This window comes from Iodobacter fluviatilis (assembly GCF_900451195.1).
GTDB lineage: Bacteria > Pseudomonadota > Gammaproteobacteria > Burkholderiales > Chitinibacteraceae > Iodobacter > Iodobacter fluviatilis.
The window spans coordinates 1-25,270 of sequence record NZ_UGHR01000008.1 but is presented as its reverse complement, the minus strand read 5'-3'; the positions used below and the strand labels follow the sequence as shown (position 1 = coordinate 25,270).

Genomic DNA, 25,270 nt, shown 5'->3' with positions numbered 1-25,270 from the left:
ATTCAAACATAAATTGAAAACGAGAACCGCTACAAGTCAGTAGCAAGAATTCAAGCTAATTTGGGCGGCTTTTCGGGGGATTTGAGCGGGGGATCAGGCAGGAGCAACTCAGCTACGGCATTGAATACCGGCGGCAATAAAACGGGGGGCGCAAAACTAAAAGCGATGGGCAAGCCCGTGTAATGACTCATGCAAGACTGTAGGCAATCAGCCATTAACAACGATTGATCCATCTGGCATTTTTCAGCAGTGGGCATTTGCATCATGTGGCAAGCCTTGCCGGGCACAGGCGCAACCCAGCCTGCCATGGCCGTATTCAGGGCCAAGACTGACAGCAACAAAAAGACAAGCCACACTTTTTTCATAAAATTGATTGTATCACTGCAAGATTTGATCGCCAGTTTAAAAAGTAACACTGAGCTTACATTTAAAACAAACCATTAAGACCGGATACCCTTAGAGAATTTCAGCGCTTTCCACCCGAAACAACTCGCAAGCACCCGCGCCAGTATCATCCCGCGTCAGCGAAGATTGCCAGCGCCAGCCATCGGGCGCACTTACTTCAACAAGCTTACCGTGCAATCGAATGATTTGACCTGGCCTGACCGCTTTCAATATTTTTTCGATCTGAGCATCTGCCGGAATCATGTGCATATTGGCGCTATGACTTGCGATCTCCGCAGGCGGGCGTGGTGGCTGATCTTCCCAACGATAAAAGTAAAAACGATTGCTCTGAGAAATATTTAATTCAGACAAAACTTCCGAATCAGACATCGGTCCCCAGCCCAGAGCCAAATCGACTGGCGACAAATCCGCTTCGCGGCCACTGGAGTACATCTCTTTAGACAATACACGGGCTTCAATAGCAAAATCCGCGAGGGCCTTGATCGTGTAATTATCTTTCTGCCAGACCTCACCACGATCAAGCATGCTTTGCAGGGGGTCTGCCTGCACCAAAACGCCATTGGCCTGATGAACCGGCTTCTGTGCGCGATGTTGGCATTGATGCCAAGCGCCCAATACAATCACCACAACAAAAAACCAGCGCCAGGAAAACATGAGTGCCCTTACTGAAACAGAGGCCTCATCATACCAAAGCCACAGATCACTTTCGCTATTTGTCTCTGAGCCCCACAGAAAGCACTTACCCTTTCAGCTCTATTAAAAAGAAGATTCCTATGCAACTCTTCGGTAGCACCGATTCCGGTCATTCTTACAAAGTTAGATCTTTTCTGCTTCTAACAAACACGCCCCATGATTACCAATGGGTTGATTTAAGTAATAAGCCATCAGCATTTCTAGCCATCAGCCCCTTTGGCGAAGTGCCGGTATTGCTTGATCAGGGGCGGATTTTTTGCCAATCGAATGCCATTCTTATTTATCTGGCACAAAGAAGCGGGCAATTCACAGGCGGGGAAGAATGGCAAGGCGCGCTGGAATGGCTATCTTGGGAGGCCAATCGAATTGGCTTTAGCCTGCCCAATTACCGCTTTGCCCTGCATTGGCAGCCCCAGCCGCCGGAAGTGATGCGCTATTTACAGCAGCGCGTATTGGCTGATTTAAATACGCTGAATGAAAAACTAGCGGTGCGGGAATTTCTTTTAAAATCAGGACTAAGTATTGCCGATATCAGCTGCTCGGCCTATTTATTTTGGCTGGATCAAATAGGAGTTGATGTGGCTGATTATCCAAATATTAAACGCTGGCTGGCGGCAATTTGCCAGTTACCCGGCTGGTGCCATCCTAATGAGGCGATGAAGAGGATACCAAACCCTGATTAAATTTAACTTTATATGGTAAAACCAGCAAAATAAGTGCTTTAGCAGTGGTAGCTTTAGCCGCGAAAGCTCCGCCTGTAACAGTCGCGGCTAAATCCACTGCTAAGGTTTTAAATAACTTGCAGCACCACTTTGCCAATATTTTGGTTATCTGCAATATATTGATGGGCCATCGCCGCTTCCTCCCAATTAAAAATACGATCAACCGTTACTTTTAATTGCCCGGCTGCAATGGCAGGTGCAATTTTATCCCTGAGCGCCAGAGCTAGTTTTGCTTTTACATTTAATGGCTGGGCTCTAAGGGTGGATCCGGTCAGGCGCTGGCGTTTCATTAAAAGCTGGCCCAGATTAATTTCTGTGCTAATGCCTCTTAATAAGCCAATCAATACAATTTGCCCGTCTGTATTCAGGCAGGCCTGATTTTTTGCTAGGTAATCCCCGCCTACACCATCCAGAATCAAATCCACCCCGCCCGCCTCTTTCACGACGCTGGCAAAATCTTGCTGCTGGTAATCCACCACCAAATCAGCGCCTAGCTGGCGGCAAAATTCCGCTTTCTTCGCACCGCCTGCCGTCGTTGCCACCCAAGCACCCAGATATTTAGCCAGCTGAATACTGGCCGCGCCCACGCCACTGGCCCCAGCATGAATCAATACCCTCTGGCCCGCTTTTAGCTCGCCAATTTCGACTAGATTAAACCATGCTGTCATCCACACTTCGGGCAGGCTAGCTGCATCGCTAAAAGACAAATGAGCTGGCTTTTTAATGGCAAGCGCAGATTCCAGCAGGCAAAACTCGGCATAAGCACCACCGCCCACCAAACCCAAAACTTCATCGCCCACGGCAAAATCAGCCACGCCCTCGCCCAGCGCCTCTACCACACCGGCGACTTCCAGCCCCAGAATATGTGAATCGCCTGCTGGCGGCGGATAGCGGCCCGCGGCTTGGGCTAAATCAGCGCGATTAATCCCTGCTGCGTGTACACGAATGAGTAATTGCCCGGCTGCAGCTTTTGGCAATGCAGCCTCCCCCAGCAATAAAGTTTGATTTTCTTGAATGACAGCGCGCATAGCAACCTGCTTATTGAGAAGAAAAAAGAGAGATCGCTGACCTCTGCCCCAAAGATGGCGACGAAAAGCTGAAAATCAATTGCCAGCGCCCTGTCAGTTTTTCATTACAAAATAATTGCTGTTTTAAATGGGATTTATTTAAAAAATATTCTATGACGTAAGCAAGCAGATAAAACACACGTTTAACTCTGTTTTAAACGCGCCGCTCTGGCGCTCTGATACGCTAAATATCATGAGGATTTTAGAATGAAATTTGTGCTGAAATGCTTCGCTCTGCTGTTCTCTCTTGCTATGCCAGCCCTTGCAACGGGCTACACCGAAACACGTTACCCCATCGTTTTAGTCCATGGTTTATTTGGTTTTGATCAGCTACTGGGGGTCGATTATTTTTATAAAGTACCGCAAGCCTTACAAGCTGATGGGGCCAAAGTCTTTGTAGCGCAAGTTTCAGCAACGAATTCCAGTGAGCTACGCGGCGAGCAGCTTTTAGCGCAGGTAAAGCAAATCTTAGCCATCACGGGGGCAGGCAAGGTTAACCTGATTGGCCACAGCCACGGTGGGCCAACCACACGCTATGTGGCATCGGTAAGGCCTGATTTAGTAGCATCCGTCACCAATATTGCGGGGGTAAATAAGGGCTCTAAAGTAGCCGATGTGGTCAGAAAAACCGCAGCGCCCGGTACGGTCAGCGAATCGGCGGCGATATTGATCGCCGAAGGGCTGGCCAAACTGATCGGCTTGGCCTCCAAAGATGGCTCTCTCCCCCAAAACGCCAATGCAGCGCTCGATGCACTCACCACTCAGGGCTCAGCCAAATTCAACGCCAAATTTCCCGAAGGCCTGCCGCTAGGAGCTTGCAATGAAGGGGCTTATCAGGTGAATGGCGTGCGCTATTACTCCTGGAGCGGTGCCAGCCCGGTCACAAATATTATTGATGTTAGCGATGCGGCGATGGGGCTGACTTCACTGGCTTTCAATGAAAAAAATGACGGGCTGGTTTCATCCTGCTCCAGCCATTTGGGCCAAGTGCTGCGTGATGATTACCAGATGAATCACTTGGATGAAGTGAATCAATTTGTGGGCATTGTCAGCTTATTTGAAACCAACCCGGTCAGCGTCTTCCGCCAACATGCTAACCGCCTGAAAAACGCAGGCCTCTGATGCTGCGCTGGCTCTTTGCAGGCATGGCCGCCACCGTTTTTTTGGTGGCGGCTGCGGCATGGTCACTCAAACCCGCCCCGGCCAGCCACACGGCGCTTCCACCAGCAAAGCCATCAATTGCCTTTGCGCCTTCTTTATCCGGCACAGAGGCCGATGGAGAAATCGCACAAGGCAAGGGTGATTTGCAGCTGAATCAGGCGCTGTTAATGCGCTTTGATTATTATCTGTCCGCCACAGGAGAGCGCCCGCTGGCCGACATCATGGCCCAAATCGGGCGGGATTTAGACCATGAGTTAAAACCTGAAGCCGCCAAAGAAGCACGGCGAATTCTGGCGCAATATCTGCAGTTCAAACGGGCCTTAGGCGAGCTGGCTAAAAACCCTGCGATGGCAGGACAAAACCTAGAAACCATTCGTTTGCGTCTCACGGCCATCCAAGACACACGCAGCCGATTTTTTAGCCGCCAGGAAATCGCCGCCTTATTTGGTGAAGATGATCAGCAGGATAATCTGCTGCTGGAGCGCTTAGCCATCAGCCAGAATGCCCAGCTAAGTACCGCGCAAAAAGTGCAAAAACTTGCGGCACTCGACGCCCAGCTCAGCCCCGCCGCTCAGCAAGCCCGGGCAGAGCTGGTGCAACACCTGACACTGGCGGCACGCATTGATAACGCCAGGCAAGCCGGGGCCAGCGCCGGGCAAGCCGGGGCCAGCGCCGGGCAGCTGCATCAAATACGCAGCCAAAGCTTAGGGGAAGAAGCCGCAAACCGCCTTGCCGCTTTAGACAAGGAGGAAAGCCAGTGGCAGAGCAAAATAGAGACTTACTTAGCCGCAAGAAATAACGCAATCAGCACCCTGCCCCTTGCCGAGCAAAATACTGCCGTGCAGAAATTGCGCGATCAGTATTTCTCGGTGCAGGAGCAAAAACGTTTGGGGGCGTTTGAGTAGGGGCCGTTAGAACGCGGATATGGCGTAATAAAACCCAAATTTTGAAGCACAGAAGACATGGCGTTTTACGGAGAAAAACATGGATTGAATTAAGTTGGTTGGTTGTGAGTATTTTAAAACCCAGCAATTAGTATTCTTATCGCAGCTGGTGTGGTGGCACGGGGCTTAAATCTCCCCTTGAAACACGCCGGAGCGAGGAACAAGCGGGGCGGGGGATCGCTTGGGAGCGAGGCAGCGAGCCAATCCCGCCCGCCGCCGACCCGATTGTCCGCAGTGCAGGGGCCTTCGTGTTTCGTGGGGTGGCCTTCTTTGGCTTCGTTTCTTGGCCACACAAGAAAGGAAGGTCCCGCGGGACGCCCGCACCTAAATCAACGTGCCGAAGGCACTAAAAAGAAGATCACTGCATAGCATCAGTCTATAACCAGAAAACTAAGTCTCACTAATCCCCGTCAGCTGTGCCGCAATCGATTGATGCGGCAAGGCTAGGTATTCCTCTGCCTGCATTTCGGTTAAACGGCTGGCGGTGCGGAAGAATTCGCTGGCTTGCACGCCATCCTGGTAAAGATCATCCACGGGCACTTCTGCAGAGATAATCAGTTTTACGCGGTGGTCGTAAAACACATCCACCAGCCAGGTAAAACGCCGCGCCTCAGATGCCTGATGACTGGCCAGCTTAGGAATATCAGACACAATCACGGTGTGATAGGTGTGCGCAATTTGTAAATAATCGGCCTGCCCACGGGTATCGCCACAAATTGCAAAAAAATCAAACCACACCACGCCTGCAGCCACTCGCTTCGCTTTAATGGTACGGCCTTCGATTTTTAGCTGGGGCAATCCGTCTTTGCTGGTGGCCATCGCCGAAAACAAGGCATCCAGCTCTGCGCTACTTTCTGCCGTATTAGGCGAGAGATAAGTTCTGGCCTGGGTGAGCGTGCGCATACGGTAATCATGACCACCATCCAGATTAAACACATCCAGCGTGCTATTGAGTAAAGCAATCGTGGGCAAAAAGTTATTACGTTGCAAGCCATGCGGATACAAGCCGTCAGGCGGGTAATTAGAGGTGGTGACCAGCACCACGCCGCGCTTAAATAAATGCTCCATCAAGCGGCCCAGAATCATGGCATCAGCAATATCGGACACATGAAATTCATCAAAACACAGCACCCGTACCGATTTGGCAATCTTACTGGCTACCGCCGCCAGCGGGTCAGTTTCACTTTTCAGCTGACGCAATTCATGATGGACTTCTTGCATAAACTGATGAAAATGCAGTCTTTTCTTACGCTTATAAGGCAGAGCCGCATAAAACGCATCCATCAAAAAGCTTTTACCCCGCCCCACGCCGCCCCAAAAATACAGACCACGCGGCAAATCGGGCTGCGGCAAGAGTGATTTACCAAACAAGCGGCTGCGCTTGGTTTTGAAGTGTAAAAGCTGATGGTATAGCGCATCCAGCCGCTCAATGGCATCGGCCTGAGCCGGGTCTGGAATAAAACTGGGGCTGGCACTCAGGCCTTGATACCAAGCCTTGGGGCTGGTTCCTTGCGTGGGCGGAGCAATGACATGCTGGGACATTACTAAAACCTGTCTGAGAACAAGCCTCGATTATAAAGCCAGCGCGTTATTTAGCCATTTGATTCTGTCTTTAAAACTTGTTGCTTTTCACTCTTCCTGCTCAAAAAGCGCATGCCGTTTTATCAGCAAGCGGGTACTGAGGTGAAATGGCCCAACAACACTTCTGTAGCGCGTTTTCGCTTGGGCTCATTTGCACCGGGTGACTCATCCTCACCCGGCCACTTCAATGATTACTCAGCATCACGATACTTTGCCATCAGCCGTACATAATGCGCGGCTGAATAATTGAAATTGGCCAGCTCGGCCTCATTCAATAAGCGTTTTTTCTCTGCCGGGCGGCCCATATACAACCAGCCCGATTCAAGACGGCGATTGGGCGGCACTAAAGAGCCCGCACCAATCATCACTCGGTCTTCAATCACCACTCTATCTAGCACTATGGTGCCCATACCAATGAGGCACTCATTGCCAATGGTGCAGCCATGCAGCATTACGCCGTGGCCAATCGTCACCCGCTCGCCAATCACCAGCGGCGCACCAGCCGGATCATCAGGACGTTTGTGGGTGACATGCAGTACGGCACAATCTTGCACATTACTGTCTTTGCCTATGCTGATTGCGTTTACATCGCCACGTATCACCGCGCCTGGCCATACCGAGGCATTTTCACCCAGCAGCACCTCGCCAATGACTTGCGCCGAATCGTGCACCCAGGCACCTGCTTTTACTTCAGGCTTGATGCCATCGAATACGCCAATCGCCATGATTTTTATCCTTTTTAAAAGCCTATTGTAAGTGATCACGCACAAGATATTACGAATAATATATTGCACATTACATAGGAATCATTATCATTATTACTTTATGCCATCGGTCTGAGACAATAAATGACACGTTTGAATCGACTTCTTTGCAGCGCTTTTGCAGCCAGTTTATTTGCAACTGCCTTACCATCTCAAGCTACAGAAATTACCAACAGCGCCGTACTCGAACACTATTCAAACGTGGTTTATGCCAGTTATAGCGACAGCATTGCTGCTGCCCGTGAAATGCAAGCCGTGATTGACGCCTTTTTAGCCGCGCCAAGTGCAGAAAGCCTTGCTGCTGCGCGCAAAGCCTGGCTGGCTGCCCGTGAATTCTATCTGCCAACAGAAGCTTACCGCTTCTACTCTGGCCCGATTGATGATGCCCAAGGGCCGGAAGCGCGAATCAATGCCTGGCCAATCGATGAAAGCTATATTGATTATGTAAAAGGCAAAGCCAAAGCAGGGATTATCAATAATCCTAAAGTGGCCATCACTAAAGACAAACTTAAATCCCTGAACGAAAAAGGCGGCGAAGAAAACGTATCCACCGGCTGGCACGCCATTGAGTTTTTACTCTGGGGCCAAGATTTTAATGCCAAAGGCCCGGGTGACCGTCAGTTCACAGACTTTATTGATGGTAAAGCGCCCAATGCAGACCGCCGCCGTCAGTACATGAAAGTGGTTACCGGCTTAATGATCGAAGATCTAGAAAACGTAGCCAAACAATGGATGCCTGCGGAACAAAACTACCGCAGCAAATTTGTCGCAGGGGATAAAGAAAGCCTGAAAAAAGCCCTCACGGGCTTGGGCGTGCTCACCCGTGGCGAGCTAGCAGGCCAGCGCATGGAAGTCGCGATGGATACCCAAAACCAAGAAGACGAACACTCCTGCTTTTCTGACAACACCCACCGCGACATCATTGGCGATGTGGTCGGCATGCAAAACGTATGGGAAGGCCGCTACACAGGCAAAGACGGCAAGACACTGGAAGGGGCCAGCCTGAAAGCACTGGTCGCACAAAAGAACCCTGCTGTTGCCGATCTGGTGAGTGCGGATATTCTCCAAAGCCTGAAACTGGCGAATGAAATTCAGGCTCCATTTGATCAGGAAATCATCGGTAAAAAAGATGCGCCGGGCCGCAAGCGGGTGCAAGCCGTAATCGACGCACTAAAAAAACAGGGTAAGGATCTGGTCGCAGCAGCCGAAACACTTGGCGTAAAACGACTGAGCACCAAGCAGCCTTAACCCCCCTCTTCAATGACCACCCTGCTCGCGTTCACCTGCTGGCAGGGTATTTGCTTTTTAGAGCCACCATGAAACCAACACCGCTCCGCTTTGCCCTTTTCAGTTCGGTTTTACTTGCGTCAGCCGCGATTGCCTACGGCACAGGCACATTAGCGCCGTTTGAAGAAGGTGAAGACCGCCCCGGTGGCGCAGCAGCCACCACAGAAGACCATGGCCGCAATGCTTTTTCTTTGGATGCTGAAGCCCTGAGCGAGCAGCAAAAAACCGATTTTGCTGTCGGCAATTCCTTCTTTAAAAAGCCCTGGGTTGCCGCGCCTTCTTCTACCACGGCCAGAGATGGCCTGGGGCCGCATTTTGTGGCCCGCTCCTGTGGCGCCTGTCATACCGAAGACGGCCGTGGCTCGCCGCCGAGCTTTACAAATGGCTTGCAAGACGAGCAGCCGCTGTCTTTACTCTTACGCCTGTCCATACCCGGCAATAAACCCGACCCGCGATATGGCGGCCAGTTTAATAATGATGCGGTCGATGGCGTAAAGCCCGAGGGTAAGGTTCAAATCACTTACCGTGAAATCGCAGGGCAATTTGCCGATGGGGAAAAATACAGCCTGCGCGCGCCCACTTACACGCTAACTGACCTAGCCTATGGCAAAACCCACCCTAAGCTGATGATTTCCCCCCGCGTGGCTCCGCAAATGATCGGTCTTGGCTTACTGGAAGCCATCAGCGGAAAAGATATTCTGGCCAATGCAGCAAGGCAAAAAGCCGAAGGCTTGGGCATTAAGGGGCAGCCCAATTATGTGCACGATGTTTACGCCAATAAAACCATGCTGGGCCGCTTTGGCTGGAAAGCCAATGTGGCCACCGTCGCCCATCAATCCGCAGGCGCATTCAATGGCGATATTGGCATTACTTCCAAGCATTTCCCTAAGGAAGAATGCATGCCAGCCCAGAAGGACTGCCTACGTGCACCCAATGGCGGCCAGCCAGAAATCAGCGACAAAACACTGGATAAAGTGATTTTATACAGCCGCACCTTAGCCGTGCCTTCTCGTCGTGATCCGCAAAACCCGGATGTGCTGCGTGGCAAGCAAGTCTTTAAAGAAAGTAACTGTGTAAGCTGCCATACACCCAGCTATACCACGGGCAACTTTAAACCTGTGCCGGTCTTATCCGCACAAAAAATCTGGCCCTATACAGACTTGCTGCTGCATGACATGGGAGCTGGCTTAGCCGATGGCCGCCCTGACGGGAAAGCCAATGGCCAGCAGTGGAAAACACCGCCGCTGTGGGGCTTAGGCTTAGTCCCTGCGGTGAATGAGCACAGCAATTATCTGCACGATGGTCGCGCCCGTAATTTAATGGAAGCCGTGCTTTGGCATGGTGGCGAGGCAGAAAACGCCAAACAAGCGGTGTTGAAATTATCTAAAGCCGACAGAGATAATTTACTGAAATTTTTGCAGTCGCTGTAAAGCACACACAAACCTGAATCTTGAACCATGGAGGATGTGGAGTTACACAAAGAAAACCAGTCATTTTAAATCGACATCAATGCAGCAAAAACACTGACCTAGGAGCGGATTTATCCGCGAATGCAGTACGATGAGCTACGCTTTCGCGGATAAAGCCACTCCTACAAGATGCGATTTAGAATTGCGGGAAAAAAATCTGCGTGCTTGCTTTCATGGTGAACGTTTAATTAAAAGATACGCCTTCCTTACACTAGGTACCCCCATGCAACTTAAACAATGCATCACCGCCGCCCTGATGATTTGCATGGCTCAAGCCTATGCGGAGCCCGTACTACCCTCGCCTGAATTTAGCGTGCGCTGGCTGGACGAAGCTTATTTGCCGCGCCATCAGGCCTTGGTCAAAGCCAGCAATGCCTTTGCCGCAGAGAGCAAAACCTTTTGCGCTGCCACAACAGAAAAAAACCTCGCCACCACCCGTAACGCTTGGAAAAAAACAGCCCTAGCTTGGCATGCAATGGATGCCGCCCCGGGCGGGCCAATCATTTTAGAAAGAACCGGCCGTAAAATCGACTTTTGGCCAACTCGTCCAGATGATATTGAAGCCATGATCCCCAAGGGCTTAGATGAGCGCAATGTAGGAGCCCGCGGCCTGCCCGCCGCCGAATACTTGCTTTGGGGCAATGGCGAGCCTAAAGCCCAATTGGCAAAGCTTAAAGCCAAAGAGCGCTGCCTTTATCTAGTGGGCATTAGCGAGCGTATTGTCAGCGACATCGCGCTGCTTAACGATGGCTGGGGCTATTACCGCGAACAATTGGGCGCAGAAAACCCATTTTTCCGCCAAAACTTACTAGCAGAAACACTCAACCTGATGCTGGGCGCACTGGATAGCCAAGCTAAACGCCTACCCAAAGAAGCGAGCCGGACCGCCTTTGCCGAATGGCGCAGTGGCACAGGTAAGGCCAGCTCTATGGCCGTACTCAACGCCATCGACAACACCTTATTTAGCCCAGGTGGAGGCATCGGCATTTTGCTGGCCGATAAGCCCGATATCATCACCAAAGTAAAACAAGCCCTTAGCAATGCAAAATCAGCCCAAGCCAGTATTCCAGAAGCATTCGACAGCCCCGCTGCCAGTGCAGCACGCAGCCATTATCTAGCCAGTATTAAGCAGCTGAAACACAGCATTGAAACCGATGTTGCCGAAGCTTTAGACCTGACTTTAGGATTGTCTGAGTCTGATGGCGATTAAGCTGAGCCGCCGCCGCCTGCTGCAAAGCCTAGCGCTCTTAGCCCTGCCACTGCCCGCCTGGGCAGCGGGTGAAGCAGCGCCAGTTTTACTCGCAGCCCAATTGGATAAACACTTTGGCGCAGTGGGCGGCTCGGCGATTGCCACACCCACGCGCGGCCACGGCATCATCCCCATTGCAGGCAAGGAAGCTATTTTATTAGCTCGTCGCCCCGGCTATTGGATGATGCGCATCAACTGGCAAACGGGAGAGATCGTCCGGCAAATCGCCGCCACAGAAAACCGTCATTTCTTTGGCCACGCCGTACTCAGCCCCGATGGCCGCACCCTGCTCACCAGCGAAAACAATATCCAGACTGGCCAAGGCATCATCGGTCTTTATCACCCGCAAACCCTGCAAAGACTGGGCGAGCTACCCAGCCACGGCATAGGCCCGCACGAGCTGCTGTTTATTGATTCCCACACACTGGCGATTGCCAACGGTGGCATCCTTACCCTGCCTGCGAGCGGGCGCGAAAAGCTGAATCTAGCCAGCATGCAGCCCAGCGTTGTGCTGCTAGCCTGGCCATCTGGGCAAAAGATCAGCGAACATAGCCTGCCCGACACAAACCTTAGCCTGCGCCATCTAGCACTCAGCCGCGATGGTGCGCTCGGCATCGCCATTCAGGCCGAATCCCCTACGGGCCAAAGCGTGGACGATGCGCCACTCCTAGCCATCTTGCGGGATGGGAAGCTGAGCATCGCTGAAACCGTGCTAGGCCTAGGGGGCTACGCCGCCAGCATCGCCGCCGTTGGCACGCAATTTATCCTCAGCTGTCTGGAAGGCAATGCGCTGGCTATTTGGGACAGCCAAGGCAAAGCCCAAAGGCAAAGCGGCCTGCTGCGCCCCGCAGGCATCGCCCCATGGAAAAACAAAGCCTATATCAGCACCGAGCTGGGCATCATTACCCTGCTTGACCCAGAAGACGGCACACTAACGCCGATCTCCAGCCACACCGGCATTAAATGGGACAACCACCTGATTTTGGTTTGAACGCCAAGTTATTCAGTGAACTAATGGCGTGATGGCTTGAAATAAAGGCAAATCGCTCGCATCTACGATACAAATACCCACACCACTACACACGAGCCAGCCGAATGACTAATCCTCTTCTTAATCTAAGCGGTCAATTACCCGACTATCCAAGCGTTAAACCTGAGCACGTCAGCCCAGCACTAGACACGCTTTTAGCCAGCTCTGCGGCCGCTGTTGCCGCTGCCGAGCAAGTGCAAAACCCGACATGGGCAAGCTTTGTCGAGCCACTGGATGCAGCGCTGGACAAACTCAACTTAGCCTGGGGCGTGGTTGCCCATTTGGAAAGCGTGGTCACCACACCAGAGTTGCGTGAGGTTTATAACGCCAATATCGCGCGCATTTCCAATTTTTATACTGAGCTGGGCCAGAACGAGCAGCTATACGCGCAATACAAGCTGATTGCTGCCAGCGACGAATTTGCCGACTACAACGCCGCAAAAAAAACCATTATTGAAGACACGCTCCGAGATTTCCGCCTGAGCGGTGCCGAGCTGCCCGAAGCACAAAAACAGCGCTTTGCCGAAATCGCCGAAGAGCTATCCGAGCTGACGGTGAAATTTGGCCAGAACGTGATGGATGCCACCGATGAGTGGGCTTTATATATTGAAGAACTGAGCGAGCTAGACGGCCTGCCGCAAGACTGGCTTTCAGCCGCCAGAAGCGCCGCCGAAGCGGACGGCAAAACCGGCTATAAAGTCACGCTAAAGCAGCCTAGCCAAGGCCCAGTGATGCAGTTCTGTAGCAACCGCAAGCTGCGCGAAACGGTTTATCACGCCAATGCCACCCGTGCCTCAGAATTTGGCCCGGCAGAGCGCGACAACGGCCCACTAATTAAGCGCATCCATGCCTTACGTACAGAAGCGGCGCAATTGCTGGGCTTTAATAATTATGGCGAAGAATCACTGGCCACTAAAATGGCCGATACGCCTGCCGAAGTGGCAGAATTCCTGCGTAATTTGGGCCACGGTGCCAAGCCTTTTGCGGCCAAAGATCGTGCAGAACTCAAAGCATTCGCTAAAGAACAGCTGGACTTAGACGAGCTGGCGGTTTGGGATTATGGCTTTGCTGCCGAAAAACTCTCCGAAGCCAAATATGCGTTTTCGGCCCAAGAAGTCAAAGCTTACTTTACCGAGCCAACGGTCTTATCTGGCCTGTTTAAAGTGATTGAATCCTTGTACAGCCTGCGCTTTGTGAAAGCCAGCGCGCCGGTGTGGCACCCAGATGTCAATTACTACGCCCTGCAAAACCTCGATGGCAGCGCCGTGGGTGGCCTCTATCTGGACCTCTATGCGCGCACCGGCAAGCAAGGCGGCGCGTGGATGAACGATGTACTGAGCCGCGATCGCAAAGGCGACGACGTACAAAACCCCGTTGCCCTGGTGGTGTGTAATTTCTCTGCAGGCGTCGATGGCAAACCGGCCCTCTTGACGCACGACGATGTGATCACCCTGTTCCACGAATTTGGCCATGCCCTGCATCATTTACTGACTGAAGTAGATGAATCCGGCGTATCGGGCATCAACGGTGTGGAATGGGATGCGGTCGAGCTACCTAGCCAGTTTATGGAAAACTTCTGCTGGGAATGGCAAGTACTGCCAGATCTGACCCACCATGTAGACAGCGGCAACGCCCTGCCACGCGAGCTGTTCGACAAAATGCTGGCGGCCAAAAACTTTATGAGCGGCAGCGCCATGGTGCGCCAAGTTTTACTCTCGCTCTTTGATATGGAGCTGCACGCCAGCACTGAAGCGATTGACGCCACCGCACAAAATGCCGCGCTGGTGGCCGAATTTGAAACCCCAGTCGCCCCTAGCTATAACCGCTGGTTTAACACATTTAGCCATATTTTTGCCGGTGGCTATGCAGCAGGTTATTACAGCTATAAATGGGCGGAAGTGCTGTCTGCCGATGCCTATTCTGCGTTTGAAGAAGCCGTTGCCGCTGGCAAATCGATTCTGGACCCCGCCACCGGCGCACGCTTCAGAAAAGAAGTCCTCGCCATGGGCGGCAGCCGCCCAGCCATCGACTCCTTCACTGCATTCCGTGGCCGTAAACCAGAAGTGGCGGCTTTGCTAAGACATAATGGTTTGAATTAAGGGAAGGGCTTGGGTTTAAAACCCAAGCTTCAAACCATGTTGTCATAAGTATTTGCATAAACTTGATACGCTTATCCCCCCTTTGAAAAAGGGGGGCAGGGGGGATTTCTTCGATGCTGGGCTTAAATTAGCAAAAAAACAAAAGCAAATCCCCCTTAGTCCCTAATGCCGTTCACTAAAGCCCGCAGCATGAGAAAATGGCGCCCCATTTTGATCGTCATTCCCGAGAGATTTTGTCGGGAATCCAGCTGCGATACTGGATCCCCGATAAGTACACTCGGGGATGACGGATAAGGTAAAGCCGCTTAATGTGAACGGCATTACCCTTAGTCCCCCTTTTACCAATGGGGAAGCTACAAGCAAAACCGGCGATAATTGGGGTTTAGATAGCCCCATTCAAAAAAAAAAAAACGGACCATCTGGCCCGTTTATTCACCTACCACCTCCTACTTCAAATACGCCTCCAAAAACCGAATCGTATGCCCGATCGAATAAACGCGGTTTTCGCGCTTGGCCGCGCCGTGGCCTTCGTCGGCAAACAGCATCAGCTCGGCGGGTACATTGCGCTTTTTAGCCGCATCGTACATTTGCACCGCTTCACCCACCGGCACACGCGGATCACTCACGCCTTGGATTAGCATCAGCGGAGCAATCAGTTTGTCGATGTGGTTAATGGGCGAGAGCTGGATTAAAGCATCCCGATCTTTGACCGGATCGCCATATTCAGCGATGCGCAGCGCACGGCGATAAGGCGCGGTGTTTTGCAAGAAGCTCATAAAATTGGAAATGCCCACGGTAGATACACCTGCATCGTAAGCGCCCGCAAACATCGTCATCCCTGCCAGGGTGGAATAACCACCGTAGCTACCGCCGATAATCCCCACCTTAGGCACTTGCCCACCCTTGCCCCATTTAGCGCGGATATAGCGCGAGGCGTCTTCGATATCGCTCACGACTTGCAAGCGTTTAGGGCCGTCGTCCATCGCCAGCCAAGCCTTACCGTAGCCATCCGAGCCACGCACATTTGGCTCGGCAAAAATAAACCCGGCATCCACATAGAGCTGTGCCACGGGAGAGAAACCAGCCTTGGTCTGCCCCTCCGGCCCACCATGAAAATGCACCACCACCGGGCAAGTCACCGTGGCACACTGGGCTGGCCTACGCACAAACATCGGAATCGGTGTGCCATCTCTGGCGGGATAAGTTTCCAATGTGGCTCTGGCAAAGCGCTGTGTATCGACTTCCGGGCTCATCGCCTGCTGCCACTGCTGCAGCTTGCCAGTCGCCCATTCATAGCGATAACTTAAGCGTGGCGATTTGGCCGTTTCAACACTGATCAGGCTAAAGCGCCCATCCGGGCTATGCCCGCTGATCATCACATGGTCGGCGTCTTTAAATGCGGGCAGCTTAATCGGCTGCAAATTGCTGGCATCGAGCGCAAAGCTGCGGATATAGCCCGCCTCATTCACGCTATAGCTGATATGCCTGCGTGATTTATCCAGATCAAAGCTGCTTACATCCCAGTTGATCTCTGGGGAAATGGCTTTAAACTGGCCCGCCTTCCATTGGTAAAGTCGGCGGAAATTGCCAAATTTTGAGGTTTGCACAATCAGCTCGTCAGCACCTGCGCCATAAGCAGCCTGATATTCTTCTTTTTCATTCTGGCCAAACAGCGGTTTTAGTTCGCCATTATTAAGCTCGTAATATTCTGCTGCCAGATTGGTGATGGTTTTTTCCAGCAAGATGCGCCCGTGGCGCTGATCTGCAATATTCCATAAGCCCGGCTGATCCAGCACCACCTGCTTGGTGCCGCTGGCAATGTGGTAGCGGTAAATGGTGTAGCTGTCTTTTTGCTTATCGTTGGCGCTGTAATAAACGTACTGATTATCATCAGAAACAAAAGCAAAGCGGGTTTGCACTCCAGCAATGTGCTGGATTTCTTTAAGTGCCCCGCCTGCTGCGGGCTGCAAATAAAGACCTGGGTTTTCTTCGCCCTTGCGATCGCGCTGAATCACCAAGGTCTGCCCATCTGGGCTCATGCCTGCAATTTGCGTGGCGTCTTCTCCACCTGTCATTTGCACGGGGAAACGCTGCGGGCCATCCAGACGCCACACTTGGCTCACCCCCGTTACCCGCCAGTTAAAATAAAGCCGTGTTGCATCGGGGCTCAAGAGGCCCGCAGATGGGCTGGAAATATCCAGCATGCTTTGAATGCGCCGTGATAAAGCGGGCTCAAGTGGCTTAGGGCGAAACGCTTCGAGGGTTTCTTTACTGACACTTTCCGCACCCAAACCCGCATAATCGGCTGCATAGACAGGGCTACTGAGCAAAACGCCCAAGAGCAAGGAGTGAATTTTCATTTGCTTCCTATTTAATCGTAACGTTTCTGATGAGCTCAGACCAAGAAATCTGCAGACAATGAGTGCTCGGCGTTTAAAAGCAGAGCACAGAGAAAACATAAAAGACCCGTATGTAATAAGGAAATGAGGCGCAAGGCATCTTCAGGAATAAATTACAGCAGAATAACCATTAACCCAGCCTGCTATCAGCCAGATTAAAGAAATATCGATCTTCCGGCAACTGCGGCAAGCAGCAAGAACGCGGCATACAGAGAGAACACAATGAGCTCAGAAAAACACCATCCGCTCAGCCTGATCAGCCAGCAAACACTGGCGCACTATCAGGCCAGTGCAGAAAGCTTTAAAGCAGGTACGGCAAACCATGATGTCAGCCAGAACATTACAGCGCTGCTGCGCCATATCCACACGGCTGCGCCTTGCGATATTCTGGATTTTGGCTGCGGCCCCGGTAGAGATTTAAAGCAGTTCGTGGCACTCGGCCATCACCCTGTGGGCTTGGACGGCACGGCACGTTTTGTAGAAATGGCCAAAACCGACAGCGGCGCAGAGGTGTGGCAGCAGGATTTTCTGGCGCTCAACTTACCAGCAGCCCGCTTTGACGGTATCTTTGCCAACGCCGTTTTATTCCACATCCCCAGCCAAGAACTGCCCCGCGTTTTAAGCCAGCTTCATGCCACTCTTAAGCTAGGCGGCGTGCTGTTTAGCTCCAACCCACGCGGCGATAATGTGGAAGGCTGGAATCAAGGCCGCTACGGTGCGTATTACAATCTGGAAACCTGGCAAAAGTATTTAATCGCAGCAGGATTTACCGAGCTGGAGCACTACTACCGCCCAGAAGGATTGCCGCGTGAACAGCAGCCTTGGCTGGCCAGCGTGTGGCGGGCGATTTAATCACAAATACCCACTGTTTAGCTGCGCTCCCCCGTTCTTTACTGGATAATCCCCCCTTTCTTTTGCCCAGCCACTCTTGCATGCACACACTTTCACAACTTCGCTCCGGGCAACTCAAAGGCATTAAGCGGCTGGATTTATCTTGTGGCCTGTCCACATTTCCAGATGAAATTTTCTCTCTGGCTGATTCCTTAGAGATACTTAATTTATCCGGCAATGCGCTATCCAGCCTGCCCGATGATTTGCCACGGTTAGAGCATTTGAAAGTGATTTTTTGCTCGGACAATCAATTCGATCATTTGCCCGAAGTACTGGGGCGCTGCAGCAAATTAAGCATGGTGGGATTTAAAGCCAATCAAATTCAAAAAGTCAGTGCCGCCGCCCTGCCCTCTGCGCTTCGCTGGCTGATCCTTACCGACAATCAAATCAGCCATTTACCAGATGAGCTGGGCCGGTGCCATGCCCTGCAAAAACTCATGCTAGCCGGTAACCGGCTTCAATCCTTACCCGATACGCTGGCAGCATGTACCAATTTGGAGCTGATCCGCATTTCTGCCAACCAGCTCTCTGCCCTACCCAACTGGCTATTGGGCCTGCCTAAGCTGGCATGGCTCGCTTTTGCGGGTAATCCCTTTTGCCATACTGCAACGGAGCAAGCTTCTTCGTCAGTCCGCTGGCAAGATCTCAGTATCAAAGAAAAGCTGGGTGAGGGCGCTTCAGGCCATATTTATAAAGCGCACTGGCAGCATGCCAATGGCTCACCAGTGGCAATCAAGCTATTTAAAGGAGCGCTTACCAGTGACGGACTGCCACAATGTGAAATGGCCGCATGCATTGCGGCCGGGCAGCACCCTCATCTTATTGGCTCTATTGGCAAAGTAACGGATCATCCCGATAATACCACCGCACTGCTGATGCCTTTTATTGATGAGCACTATCGCAATTTAGCAGCGCCCCCAAGCCTAGAATCATGCACGCGGGATATCTACGCTGAAAATCAGCGCTTTAAATTACAAACCACATTGAATATCGCTCTCAGTATTGCAGATGCAGCAGCCCACCTGCATTCCTCATGCATTTTGCATGGCGATTTATATGCGCATAATATTTTAATTAATGGGGAAGGAGAAACAAAGCTGGGAGACTTTGGTGCAGCGTCTTTCTATACCACCGGGCAAAAGCTGCTACAAAATATTGAAGTGCGTGCGTTTTCTTACCTGCTTGAAGAATTAATCAATCTCACAGACACACCAGATTCAGACGCCTTAAAACAATTACAAACGGACTGTGCACATCCCGATATAAATAAACGCCCTTTATTTGCATCAATCAAAAATCAGTTAAATGTGCTTTTGTCAGCAAACAAACAAGCCAATAACGAATAATCAGATTAATGATGCGGCTCTGATTCATCATCCGCAAATAAAACAGAAATATCAGGAAAAGAGAATTGAATTCGCAATAAAGCCCCTACAACAGCGGGGTCAAAATGCGAGCCACCGCCTTTTACAATAATATTCATCGCCTCATCATGCGAAAACGCAGGCTTATACACGCGCCTTGAAACCAGTGCATCATAAACGTCAGCCACCGCCATTAACCTTGCCGACAATGGAATCTCTTCGCCCTTCAAGCCCTGCGGATAACCACTTCCATCCCACTTTTCCTGATGGCTATAAGCAATTTCCCGCGCATAATGCAAAAATTTATCTTCTTTTGTACCTAAATAACTCTCTACCGAAGTAATGACATCCCGACCATAGACAGTATGCATTTTCATTAAATTAAATTCTTCATCTGTTAATTTGCCCGGCTTTAACAAAATATGATCAGGCACCCCCACTTTGCCAATATCATGCATCGGAGCAGATTTATAGAGCCATTGTATATTGGCTGGCGTTAATTCATCGCTATAGCGTGGATCATCCGATAATTCCAAAGCCAGCAGCGCCACAAAATGCTGCGTACGCCGTAAATGCTTGCCGGTTTCGTTATCCCGCGTTTCTGCCAATGAAGCCATCGCTAAAATCGTTGCTTGCTGTAAATGGGCCAGCTCACGCGTTCTCTCTTGTACTAAATGTTCCAGATATTGATTCTGATTTTTTAAAAACACCTGAGCTGCTTTTAAAGCCAATTGGGTTTGTACGCGTGCCAGCAAAATAGAAGGAATAATTGGCTTACTGATATAATCAGCACCGCCTACCGAAAAACCTTCTTCCTCGTCTTCAATCGCTGTTTTAGCTGTCAGAAAAATAACAGGGATATCTTCTGTTTCATGATTTGCCTTTAATTTCGTACATACCTCATAGCCATTCATATCAGGCATCATCACATCTAATAAAATGAGATCAGGGCGGGGATCAGCAAGCACCAGCCGTAAAGCAACTTCGCCGTGATTCGCAACTTTTACCCGATATTTTTCCCTCAACAGGCCATTGAGCAACATCAGGTTATCAGGCGTATCGTCAACAACCAGGATTGTTGACCTGTTTTCCGGCATATGCAGCTGTTCCATATTGACCCCTTACATCTTAAGCATTTTCATACAATTAAATCGGAAATTTATTCATCCATTCAAGCGCATCATTAAATGCAAACTGATTAATAAGCCTTAATAAATCATGACTTTGCCCTGGCCATAAGAGCTGAAATGCCCGCTGATTCTCTTCAAAAAACTCGACAGCGGAAGCATCTCCTTCTTGCAATAAACGTTTTAAATCCTCAAACAACTTCTTTTTTTCATCCTGATTCAAAGAAAGCTCATCAGCACTGGCAAGCGATACGGTTACAAGACTAAGGTTGTCTTGTGGAAAATAAAATGAATTCAAACCACCAACCAGCTCATTAATAACTAAAGAAAGCGCGTGTTGCAATTTGTGAGCCTGCTCATTAATTTCACCCTTATCCAAAGCAAGCTCAAGCTCCGCAGCCACTTTTTGTAAAACATCCGCTCCTATCGTTGCAGCAATTCCTTTTAAGGTATGTGCATGCCGTCTAGCATCCATTCCATTTACTGTATGAAGTGCGTCAACTAAGCTCAGTTGAATCTTTGGCATTTCATCCAGTACTTTAATGAGTAATCGCCGATAAAAATCAGGATTTCCCATTGCGTATTTAAGGCCAACTTCCATATTTAGCCCCGTAATACAGGAAGGTAAGCCCGCTACCGCGTGGCTATCACTTACAACCGGATTAGCTACTTTTTCTACGAATTCTCTTTTAACTTCTGGCAACCATTGAATCAGTTTTTCTACCAATAAATCGGGGTCAATGGGTTTAAGCAAATGATCACTCATCCCAGATTCTTTGCACTTTTGCTTATCTTCATCCATCGCTAATGCAGTGAGTGCAATAATTGGTACCTCATTTAAATACTGGCCAGCACGTATTGCCGCAGAGGCACGCCAGCCATCCATAACTGGCATCTGAATATCCATAAGGATCAGATCAAATATTTCTTTTTCTATAATCTGCAAGGCCTGCTGCCCATCGCCAACTACTGCAACCTGCATCCCTGCATCAACCAATATCTCACTCGCCACCTGCTGGTTTAAAGCATTATCTTCAACTAATAAGATACGCGATCCATAGCGGCTTGCTAAAGCATGCTGCTGCTGATTTTTTAATACGGAAGGTGCAATATCTACCACATCTTGTTTATTTTTCTTTAAAGGAACACTAAACCAAAAACAGCTTCCTTTATTTTCTTCGCTGACTAATCCAATACTGCCATTCATTAAATTGACTAATTGCTTGGAAATAACTAACCCCAAGCCTAAACCGCCAAATTTTCGGGTTGCAGAGGTATCTGCCTGAGTAAATGCCTGAAACAATTGAGCCTGCTGCTCCTTGCTTATTCCAACGCCTGTATCAACAATTGAAAACCTAACGTTTACTTCATTTTCATCCTCTGATTCAAGATCAACGATCAGCTCAATCTTGCCCTCTGATGTAAACTTCACCGCATTTTCAATTAAATGTAATAAAACTTTCTCTAACCGTTTCGCATCCCCCATCACAGAAAAAGGCAATAATGGGGAAACTTGGGAAAGCAAAATCAACCCCTTTGCTCTGGCCTCAACACCAAGTCTGTTCAGCACATCTTCTAAAATAGTATGTAAATAAAATGCAGAAAATTCTAATTTAAGCTTCCCTTCTTCCATCTTTGAAAAATCAAACATATCATTCACAATACTTAACAAATGCTCACTTGATCTTTGAATCACCTCTATATAATTTTTCTGTCTTATATTCAAATCGGTTTTTAATACCAAATGAGTCATACCAATAATTGCATTCATTGGAGTGCGAATTTCATGACTGATATTAGCTAAAAAATCCCTTTTTATTTTTAGTGTTTCATCTAATATTTGTTTAATGCGCTCTTGCGCTTTCATTGCATCGCTCAGCAAAGGGTTAACCGCGATTAACAGACAGATGCTTGCGCCCTCTTCACTCTGATGTGGCAGCAAATTCAAACGCATTTCAGCATTAAACACCTCACTATTTAAATATTGCCATGAAAAAGCAGCACTATCACTCAACTGCTCCCCATCACTCATCAAAGTAAAACTATCCAGCTGCTCTAAAAATTCTTTTCTCTGATCAGCCACCAGCAATTGCTCAGCTCCTACCCCCGCAAAAACAGAGGGTGAAGATGAAAATAAAACGGCAAAAGCCTGGTTTGCCCAAATAATTTTTCCATCTGTATTAATCAGCAGCAATGCTTCTGATGAAAAATTCAAAATACTTTTATAATTCGCGTCCGTTTCCCTTTGTTTCTGCTTACTCTGCTCCAAGGTACGAAGATGCACATCAGAAATTGCAGCAAGCTTCTGCTGAAATTCTGACGATAGCTCTGCGCCCGAAAGTAATTTTATTTTAGTTTGCACACCACGTACCCCACTCATCAGCCCCCCTATCCCCTCGCCTCAATATTTATTGATGCGATCCGTAAGAATGAATACCCATCACCAACGCTCATCTCAATAGATAAGACACGGCACACTCTTACAGCCAAATGCAGACACAATTAATTCTAGTTCAAAACTTTAGATAATTCTGAAGTTGGAGAAACACAACAAACTTGAGAAAACTTAGGCCTCTGTATTTTTAAAATACAAAACAGTAGAAAATATCCAAGATATCGTGGGGGAGCTGAAAAAACCAAACGGGCAGTATGCCTGCACCGAAATACAAACTACCTGCGCTGGTCATTAGGCTGCATTTCTTCCGCGCAAAGCAAAACCCCCGCCTCTTTCGAGTACGGGGGTCTTGGTACGGCTTAGGGTGTCTGGCAATGACCTACTTTCACACAGGTAATCTGCACTATCATCGGCGCTAAGGTGTTTCACTGTCCTGTTCGGGATGGGAAGGAGTGGGACCACCTCGCTATGGTCGCCAGACTTTAACGGGCTAACTCGTTGCACTTACTGCTCTGCAACGCGTTCAGTTCAATAGAAGAAGTAATGTCTTACATTTCAAATCTAGTTTTCTAATCTGGGTAGATTATACCGTCACACACACGCGCTTCAGGTTATAGGATCAAGCCTTACGGGCAATTAGTATCGGTTAGCTTAACGCATTACTGCGCTTCCACACCCGACCTATCAACGTCCTGGTCTCGAACGACCCTTTAAAAGGCTTAAAGCCTTGGGGAAATCTCATCTTGAGGCGAGTTTCGCGCTTAGATGCTTTCAGCGCTTATCTCTTCCAGATTTAGCTACCCGGCGATGCCACTGGCGTGACAACCGGTACACCAGAGATCTGTCCACTCCGGTCCTCTCGTACTAGGAGCAGCCCCCCTCAAATTTCCAACGCCCACTGCAGATAGGGACCAAACTGTCTCACGACGTTTTGAACCCAGCTCACGTACCACTTTAAATGGCGAACAGCCATACCCTTGGGACCGGCTACAGCCCCAGGATGTGATGAGCCGACATCGAGGTGCCAAACTCCGCCGTCGATGTGAACTCTTGGGCGGAATCAGCCTGTTATCCCCGGAGTACCTTTTATCCGTTGAGCGATGGCCCTTCCATTCAGAACCACCGGATCACTATGTCCTGCTTTCGCACCTGCTCGACTTGTCTGTCTCGCAGTTAAGCCGCCTTATGCCATTACACTATCAGTACGATGTCCGACCGTACCTAGGCGACCTTCGAGCTCCTCCGTTACAATTTGGGAGGAGACCGCCCCAGTCAAACTGCCTACCATGCACGGTCCCCGATCCGGATAACGGACCAAGGTTAGAACCTCAAAGGGGTCAGGGTGGTATTTCAAGGACGACTCCACACAGACTAGCGTCCATGCTTCAATGTCTCCCACCTATCCTACACAAACCACTTCAAAGTCCAATGCAAAGCTACAGTAAAGGTTCACGGGGTCTTTCCGTCTAGCAGCGGGGAGATTGCATCTTCACAAACATTTCAACTTCGCTGAGTCTCAGGAGGAGACAGTAGGGCCATCGTTACGCCATTCGTGCGGGTCGGAACTTACCCGACAAGGAATTTCGCTACCTTAGGACCGTTATAGTTACGGCCGCCGTTTACTGGGACTTCAGTCAAGAGCTTGCACCCCATCATTTAATCTTCCAGCACCGGGCAGGCGTCACACCCTATACGTCGTCTTTCGACTTTGCAGAGTGCTGTGTTTTTGATAAACAGTCGCAGCCCCCATTTCTCTGCGACCCATGTCAGCTCCAGCCGCAAGGGCCTTCACCTAATATGGGCTCACCTTCTCCCGAAGTTACGGTGATAATTTGCCGAGTTCCTTCTCCTGAGTTCTCTCAAGCACCTTAGAATTCTCTTCCTACCCACCTGTGTCGGTTTGCGGTACGGTCAATATAAAGCTGAAGCTTAGAGGCTTTTCTTGGAAGCATAGGATCAATCACTTCAGTCCGAAGACTTCGTCGTCACGTCTCAGCGTTAAAGCAGCCCGGATTTGCCTAAGCCACACGCCTACTCGCTTAAACCCACTATTCCAACAGTGGGCTGACCTACCTTTCTCCGTCCCCCCATCGCACTTTATATCGGTACGGGAATATTAACCCGTTGTCCATCGACTACGCATTTCTGCCTCGCCTTAGGGGCCGACTCACCCTGCGCCGATGAACGTTGCGCAGGAAACCTTGGGTTTTCGGTGTGCGGGCTTTTCACCCGCATTATCGCTACTCATGTCAGCATTCGCACTTCCGATACCTCCAGCATCCTTCTCAAGACACCTTCGCAGGCCTACGGAACGCTCCTCTACCATATGCACATCGTGCATATTCGCGTCTTCGGTTATCAGTTTGAGCCCCGTTACATCTTCCGCGCAGGACGACTCGACCAGTGAGCTATTACGCTTTCTTTAAATGATGGCTGCTTCTAAGCCAACATCCTGGCTGTCTATGCCTTCCCACCTCGTTTTCCACTTAACTGATTATTTGGGACCTTAGACGGCGATCTGGGTTGTTTCCCTCTTGACCATGGACGTTAGCACCCACAGTCTGTCTCCCATGCTCGCACTTGACGGTATTCAGAGTTTGCCATGGTTTGGTAAGTCGCGATG

17 protein-coding genes and 2 rRNA genes are annotated in these 25,270 nt (G+C 50.0%); 10 read left to right on the top strand and 9 right to left on the bottom strand.

Annotated features, from left to right (window positions below):
• Window positions 1-456 precede the first annotated feature (456 nt).
• Entirely contained in the window at window positions 457-1,059 is a 603-nt protein-coding gene (locus DYD62_RS23270) for a hypothetical protein (protein ID WP_115230244.1), read from the bottom strand.
• Window positions 1,060-1,178: 119 nt separating this feature from the next.
• On the opposite strand from DYD62_RS23270, the gene DYD62_RS23265 reads away from it, so the two are divergent.
• Complete coding sequence (locus tag DYD62_RS23265) at window positions 1,179-1,781, top strand: glutathione S-transferase family protein (RefSeq protein ID WP_132038752.1); 603 nt, start codon at window positions 1,179-1,181, stop codon at window positions 1,779-1,781.
• A gap of 107 nt (window positions 1,782-1,888) precedes the next feature.
• Here the strand turns inward: DYD62_RS23265 and DYD62_RS23260 are convergent, their stop codons facing one another.
• A complete protein-coding gene (locus DYD62_RS23260) occupies window positions 1,889-2,848 on the bottom strand; it encodes an NAD(P)H-quinone oxidoreductase (RefSeq protein ID WP_115230242.1) in 960 nt (319 codons plus the stop codon).
• A 246-nt stretch (window positions 2,849-3,094) separates the two neighbouring features.
• Here DYD62_RS23260 and DYD62_RS23255 point away from each other — a divergent pair, with 246 nt between their 5' ends.
• Both DYD62_RS23255 and DYD62_RS23250 read left to right on the top strand, forming a co-directional pair.
• On the top strand, window positions 3,095-4,009 hold the full coding sequence (locus DYD62_RS23255; protein ID WP_115230241.1) for a lipase family alpha/beta hydrolase: 915 nt from the start codon (window positions 3,095-3,097) through the stop codon (window positions 4,007-4,009).
• Window positions 4,009-4,953 carry a lipase secretion chaperone gene (locus DYD62_RS23250; protein WP_115230240.1) on the top strand — a complete coding sequence of 315 codons (945 nt, stop codon included), beginning with the start codon at window positions 4,009-4,011 and terminating at the stop codon, window positions 4,951-4,953. Before DYD62_RS23255 ends, DYD62_RS23250 begins: the two co-directional genes overlap by 1 nt.
• 429 nt (window positions 4,954-5,382) lie before the next feature.
• Here the strand turns inward: DYD62_RS23250 and zapE are convergent, their stop codons facing one another.
• Entirely contained in the window at window positions 5,383-6,534 is a 1,152-nt protein-coding gene (gene zapE / locus DYD62_RS23245) for a cell division protein ZapE (RefSeq protein WP_115230239.1), read from the bottom strand.
• A 230-nt stretch (window positions 6,535-6,764) separates the two neighbouring features.
• Window positions 6,765-7,298: a gamma carbonic anhydrase family protein gene (locus DYD62_RS23240; RefSeq protein ID WP_115230238.1), complete on the bottom strand. Its 534-nt coding sequence runs from the start codon at window positions 7,296-7,298 to the stop codon at window positions 6,765-6,767.
• Window positions 7,299-7,421: 123 nt separating this feature from the next.
• Here DYD62_RS23240 and DYD62_RS23235 point away from each other — a divergent pair, with 123 nt between their 5' ends.
• The 5 genes from DYD62_RS23235 (at window position 7,422) to DYD62_RS23215 (ending at window position 14,471) form a co-directional block, all read left to right on the top strand.
• Window positions 7,422-8,585 carry an imelysin family protein gene (locus DYD62_RS23235; RefSeq protein ID WP_115230237.1) on the top strand — a complete coding sequence of 388 codons (1,164 nt, stop codon included), beginning with the start codon at window positions 7,422-7,424 and terminating at the stop codon, window positions 8,583-8,585.
• A 68-nt stretch (window positions 8,586-8,653) separates the two neighbouring features.
• Entirely contained in the window at window positions 8,654-10,054 is a 1,401-nt protein-coding gene (locus DYD62_RS23230) for a di-heme oxidoreductase family protein (protein WP_115230236.1), read from the top strand.
• A 262-nt stretch (window positions 10,055-10,316) separates the two neighbouring features.
• Window positions 10,317-11,303: an imelysin family protein gene (locus DYD62_RS23225; protein WP_165928789.1), complete on the top strand. Its 987-nt coding sequence runs from the start codon at window positions 10,317-10,319 to the stop codon at window positions 11,301-11,303.
• Window positions 11,293-12,333 carry a DUF1513 domain-containing protein gene (locus DYD62_RS23220; RefSeq protein WP_115230234.1) on the top strand — a complete coding sequence of 347 codons (1,041 nt, stop codon included), beginning with the start codon at window positions 11,293-11,295 and terminating at the stop codon, window positions 12,331-12,333. The genes DYD62_RS23225 and DYD62_RS23220 overlap by 11 nt, the downstream gene beginning before the upstream one ends.
• A 104-nt stretch (window positions 12,334-12,437) precedes the next feature.
• Window positions 12,438-14,471, top strand: a complete 2,034-nt coding sequence (locus tag DYD62_RS23215; protein ID WP_115230233.1) for a M3 family metallopeptidase — start codon at window positions 12,438-12,440, stop codon at window positions 14,469-14,471.
• A gap of 446 nt (window positions 14,472-14,917) precedes the next feature.
• Here the strand turns inward: DYD62_RS23215 and DYD62_RS23210 are convergent, their stop codons facing one another.
• Window positions 14,918-16,831 carry a S9 family peptidase gene (locus DYD62_RS23210; RefSeq protein WP_115230232.1) on the bottom strand — a complete coding sequence of 638 codons (1,914 nt, stop codon included), beginning with the start codon at window positions 16,829-16,831 and terminating at the stop codon, window positions 14,918-14,920.
• A gap of 261 nt (window positions 16,832-17,092) precedes the next feature.
• Here DYD62_RS23210 and DYD62_RS23205 point away from each other — a divergent pair, with 261 nt between their 5' ends.
• Both DYD62_RS23205 and DYD62_RS23200 read left to right on the top strand, forming a co-directional pair.
• A complete protein-coding gene (locus tag DYD62_RS23205) occupies window positions 17,093-17,722 on the top strand; it encodes a class I SAM-dependent methyltransferase (RefSeq protein ID WP_115230231.1) in 630 nt (209 codons plus the stop codon).
• Window positions 17,723-17,802: 80 nt separating this feature from the next.
• The gene (locus DYD62_RS23200) at window positions 17,803-19,107 is read left to right on the top strand and encodes a protein kinase (RefSeq protein WP_115230253.1); all 1,305 of its coding nucleotides are present in this window, start codon (window positions 17,803-17,805) and stop codon (window positions 19,105-19,107) included.
• Window positions 19,108-19,112: 5 nt separating this feature from the next.
• On the opposite strand, the gene DYD62_RS23195 is transcribed toward DYD62_RS23200, so the two are convergent.
• The 4 genes from DYD62_RS23195 to DYD62_RS23180 form a co-directional block, all read right to left on the bottom strand.
• On the bottom strand, window positions 19,113-20,237 hold the full coding sequence (locus DYD62_RS23195; RefSeq protein ID WP_115230230.1) for an HD-GYP domain-containing protein: 1,125 nt from the start codon (window positions 20,235-20,237) through the stop codon (window positions 19,113-19,115).
• 34 nt (window positions 20,238-20,271) lie between these two features.
• Window positions 20,272-22,632, bottom strand: a complete 2,361-nt coding sequence (locus tag DYD62_RS23190; protein WP_115230229.1) for an ATP-binding protein — start codon at window positions 22,630-22,632, stop codon at window positions 20,272-20,274.
• A 381-nt stretch (window positions 22,633-23,013) separates the two neighbouring features.
• Window positions 23,014-23,127 (bottom strand): 5S ribosomal RNA (rrf, locus tag DYD62_RS23185).
• A gap of 135 nt (window positions 23,128-23,262) precedes the next feature.
• Window positions 23,263-25,270: ribosomal RNA gene (locus tag DYD62_RS23180) — 23S ribosomal RNA — on the bottom strand; the annotation flags it as partial.

Bases quoted from the DNA above. Each gene is read 5' to 3' on its own strand.
- DYD62_RS23190 (WP_115230229.1), bottom strand. From the start codon at position 22,632: ATGAGTGGGGTACGTGGTGTGCAAACTAAAATAAAATTACTTTCGGGC.
- DYD62_RS23225 (WP_165928789.1), top strand. From the start codon at position 10,317: ATGCAACTTAAACAATGCATCACCGCCGCCCTGATGATTTGCATGGCT.
- DYD62_RS23210 (WP_115230232.1), bottom strand. From the start codon at position 16,831: ATGAAAATTCACTCCTTGCTCTTGGGCGTTTTGCTCAGTAGCCCTGTC.
- DYD62_RS23270 (WP_115230244.1), bottom strand. From the start codon at position 1,059: ATGTTTTCCTGGCGCTGGTTTTTTGTTGTGGTGATTGTATTGGGCGCT.
- DYD62_RS23215 (WP_115230233.1), top strand. From the start codon at position 12,438: ATGACTAATCCTCTTCTTAATCTAAGCGGTCAATTACCCGACTATCCA.
- DYD62_RS23235 (WP_115230237.1), top strand. From the start codon at position 7,422: ATGACACGTTTGAATCGACTTCTTTGCAGCGCTTTTGCAGCCAGTTTA.
- DYD62_RS23195 (WP_115230230.1), bottom strand. From the start codon at position 20,237: ATGGAACAGCTGCATATGCCGGAAAACAGGTCAACAATCCTGGTTGTT.
- DYD62_RS23240 (WP_115230238.1), bottom strand. From the start codon at position 7,298: ATGGCGATTGGCGTATTCGATGGCATCAAGCCTGAAGTAAAAGCAGGT.
- DYD62_RS23250 (WP_115230240.1), top strand. From the start codon at position 4,009: ATGCTGCGCTGGCTCTTTGCAGGCATGGCCGCCACCGTTTTTTTGGTG.
- DYD62_RS23220 (WP_115230234.1), top strand. From the start codon at position 11,293: ATGGCGATTAAGCTGAGCCGCCGCCGCCTGCTGCAAAGCCTAGCGCTC.
- DYD62_RS23255 (WP_115230241.1), top strand. From the start codon at position 3,095: ATGAAATTTGTGCTGAAATGCTTCGCTCTGCTGTTCTCTCTTGCTATG.
- DYD62_RS23265 (WP_132038752.1), top strand. From the start codon at position 1,179: ATGCAACTCTTCGGTAGCACCGATTCCGGTCATTCTTACAAAGTTAGA.
- DYD62_RS23205 (WP_115230231.1), top strand. From the start codon at position 17,093: ATGAGCTCAGAAAAACACCATCCGCTCAGCCTGATCAGCCAGCAAACA.
- DYD62_RS23200 (WP_115230253.1), top strand. From the start codon at position 17,803: ATGCACACACTTTCACAACTTCGCTCCGGGCAACTCAAAGGCATTAAG.
- zapE (WP_115230239.1), bottom strand. From the start codon at position 6,534: ATGTCCCAGCATGTCATTGCTCCGCCCACGCAAGGAACCAGCCCCAAG.
- DYD62_RS23260 (WP_115230242.1), bottom strand. From the start codon at position 2,848: ATGCGCGCTGTCATTCAAGAAAATCAAACTTTATTGCTGGGGGAGGCT.
- DYD62_RS23230 (WP_115230236.1), top strand. From the start codon at position 8,654: ATGAAACCAACACCGCTCCGCTTTGCCCTTTTCAGTTCGGTTTTACTT.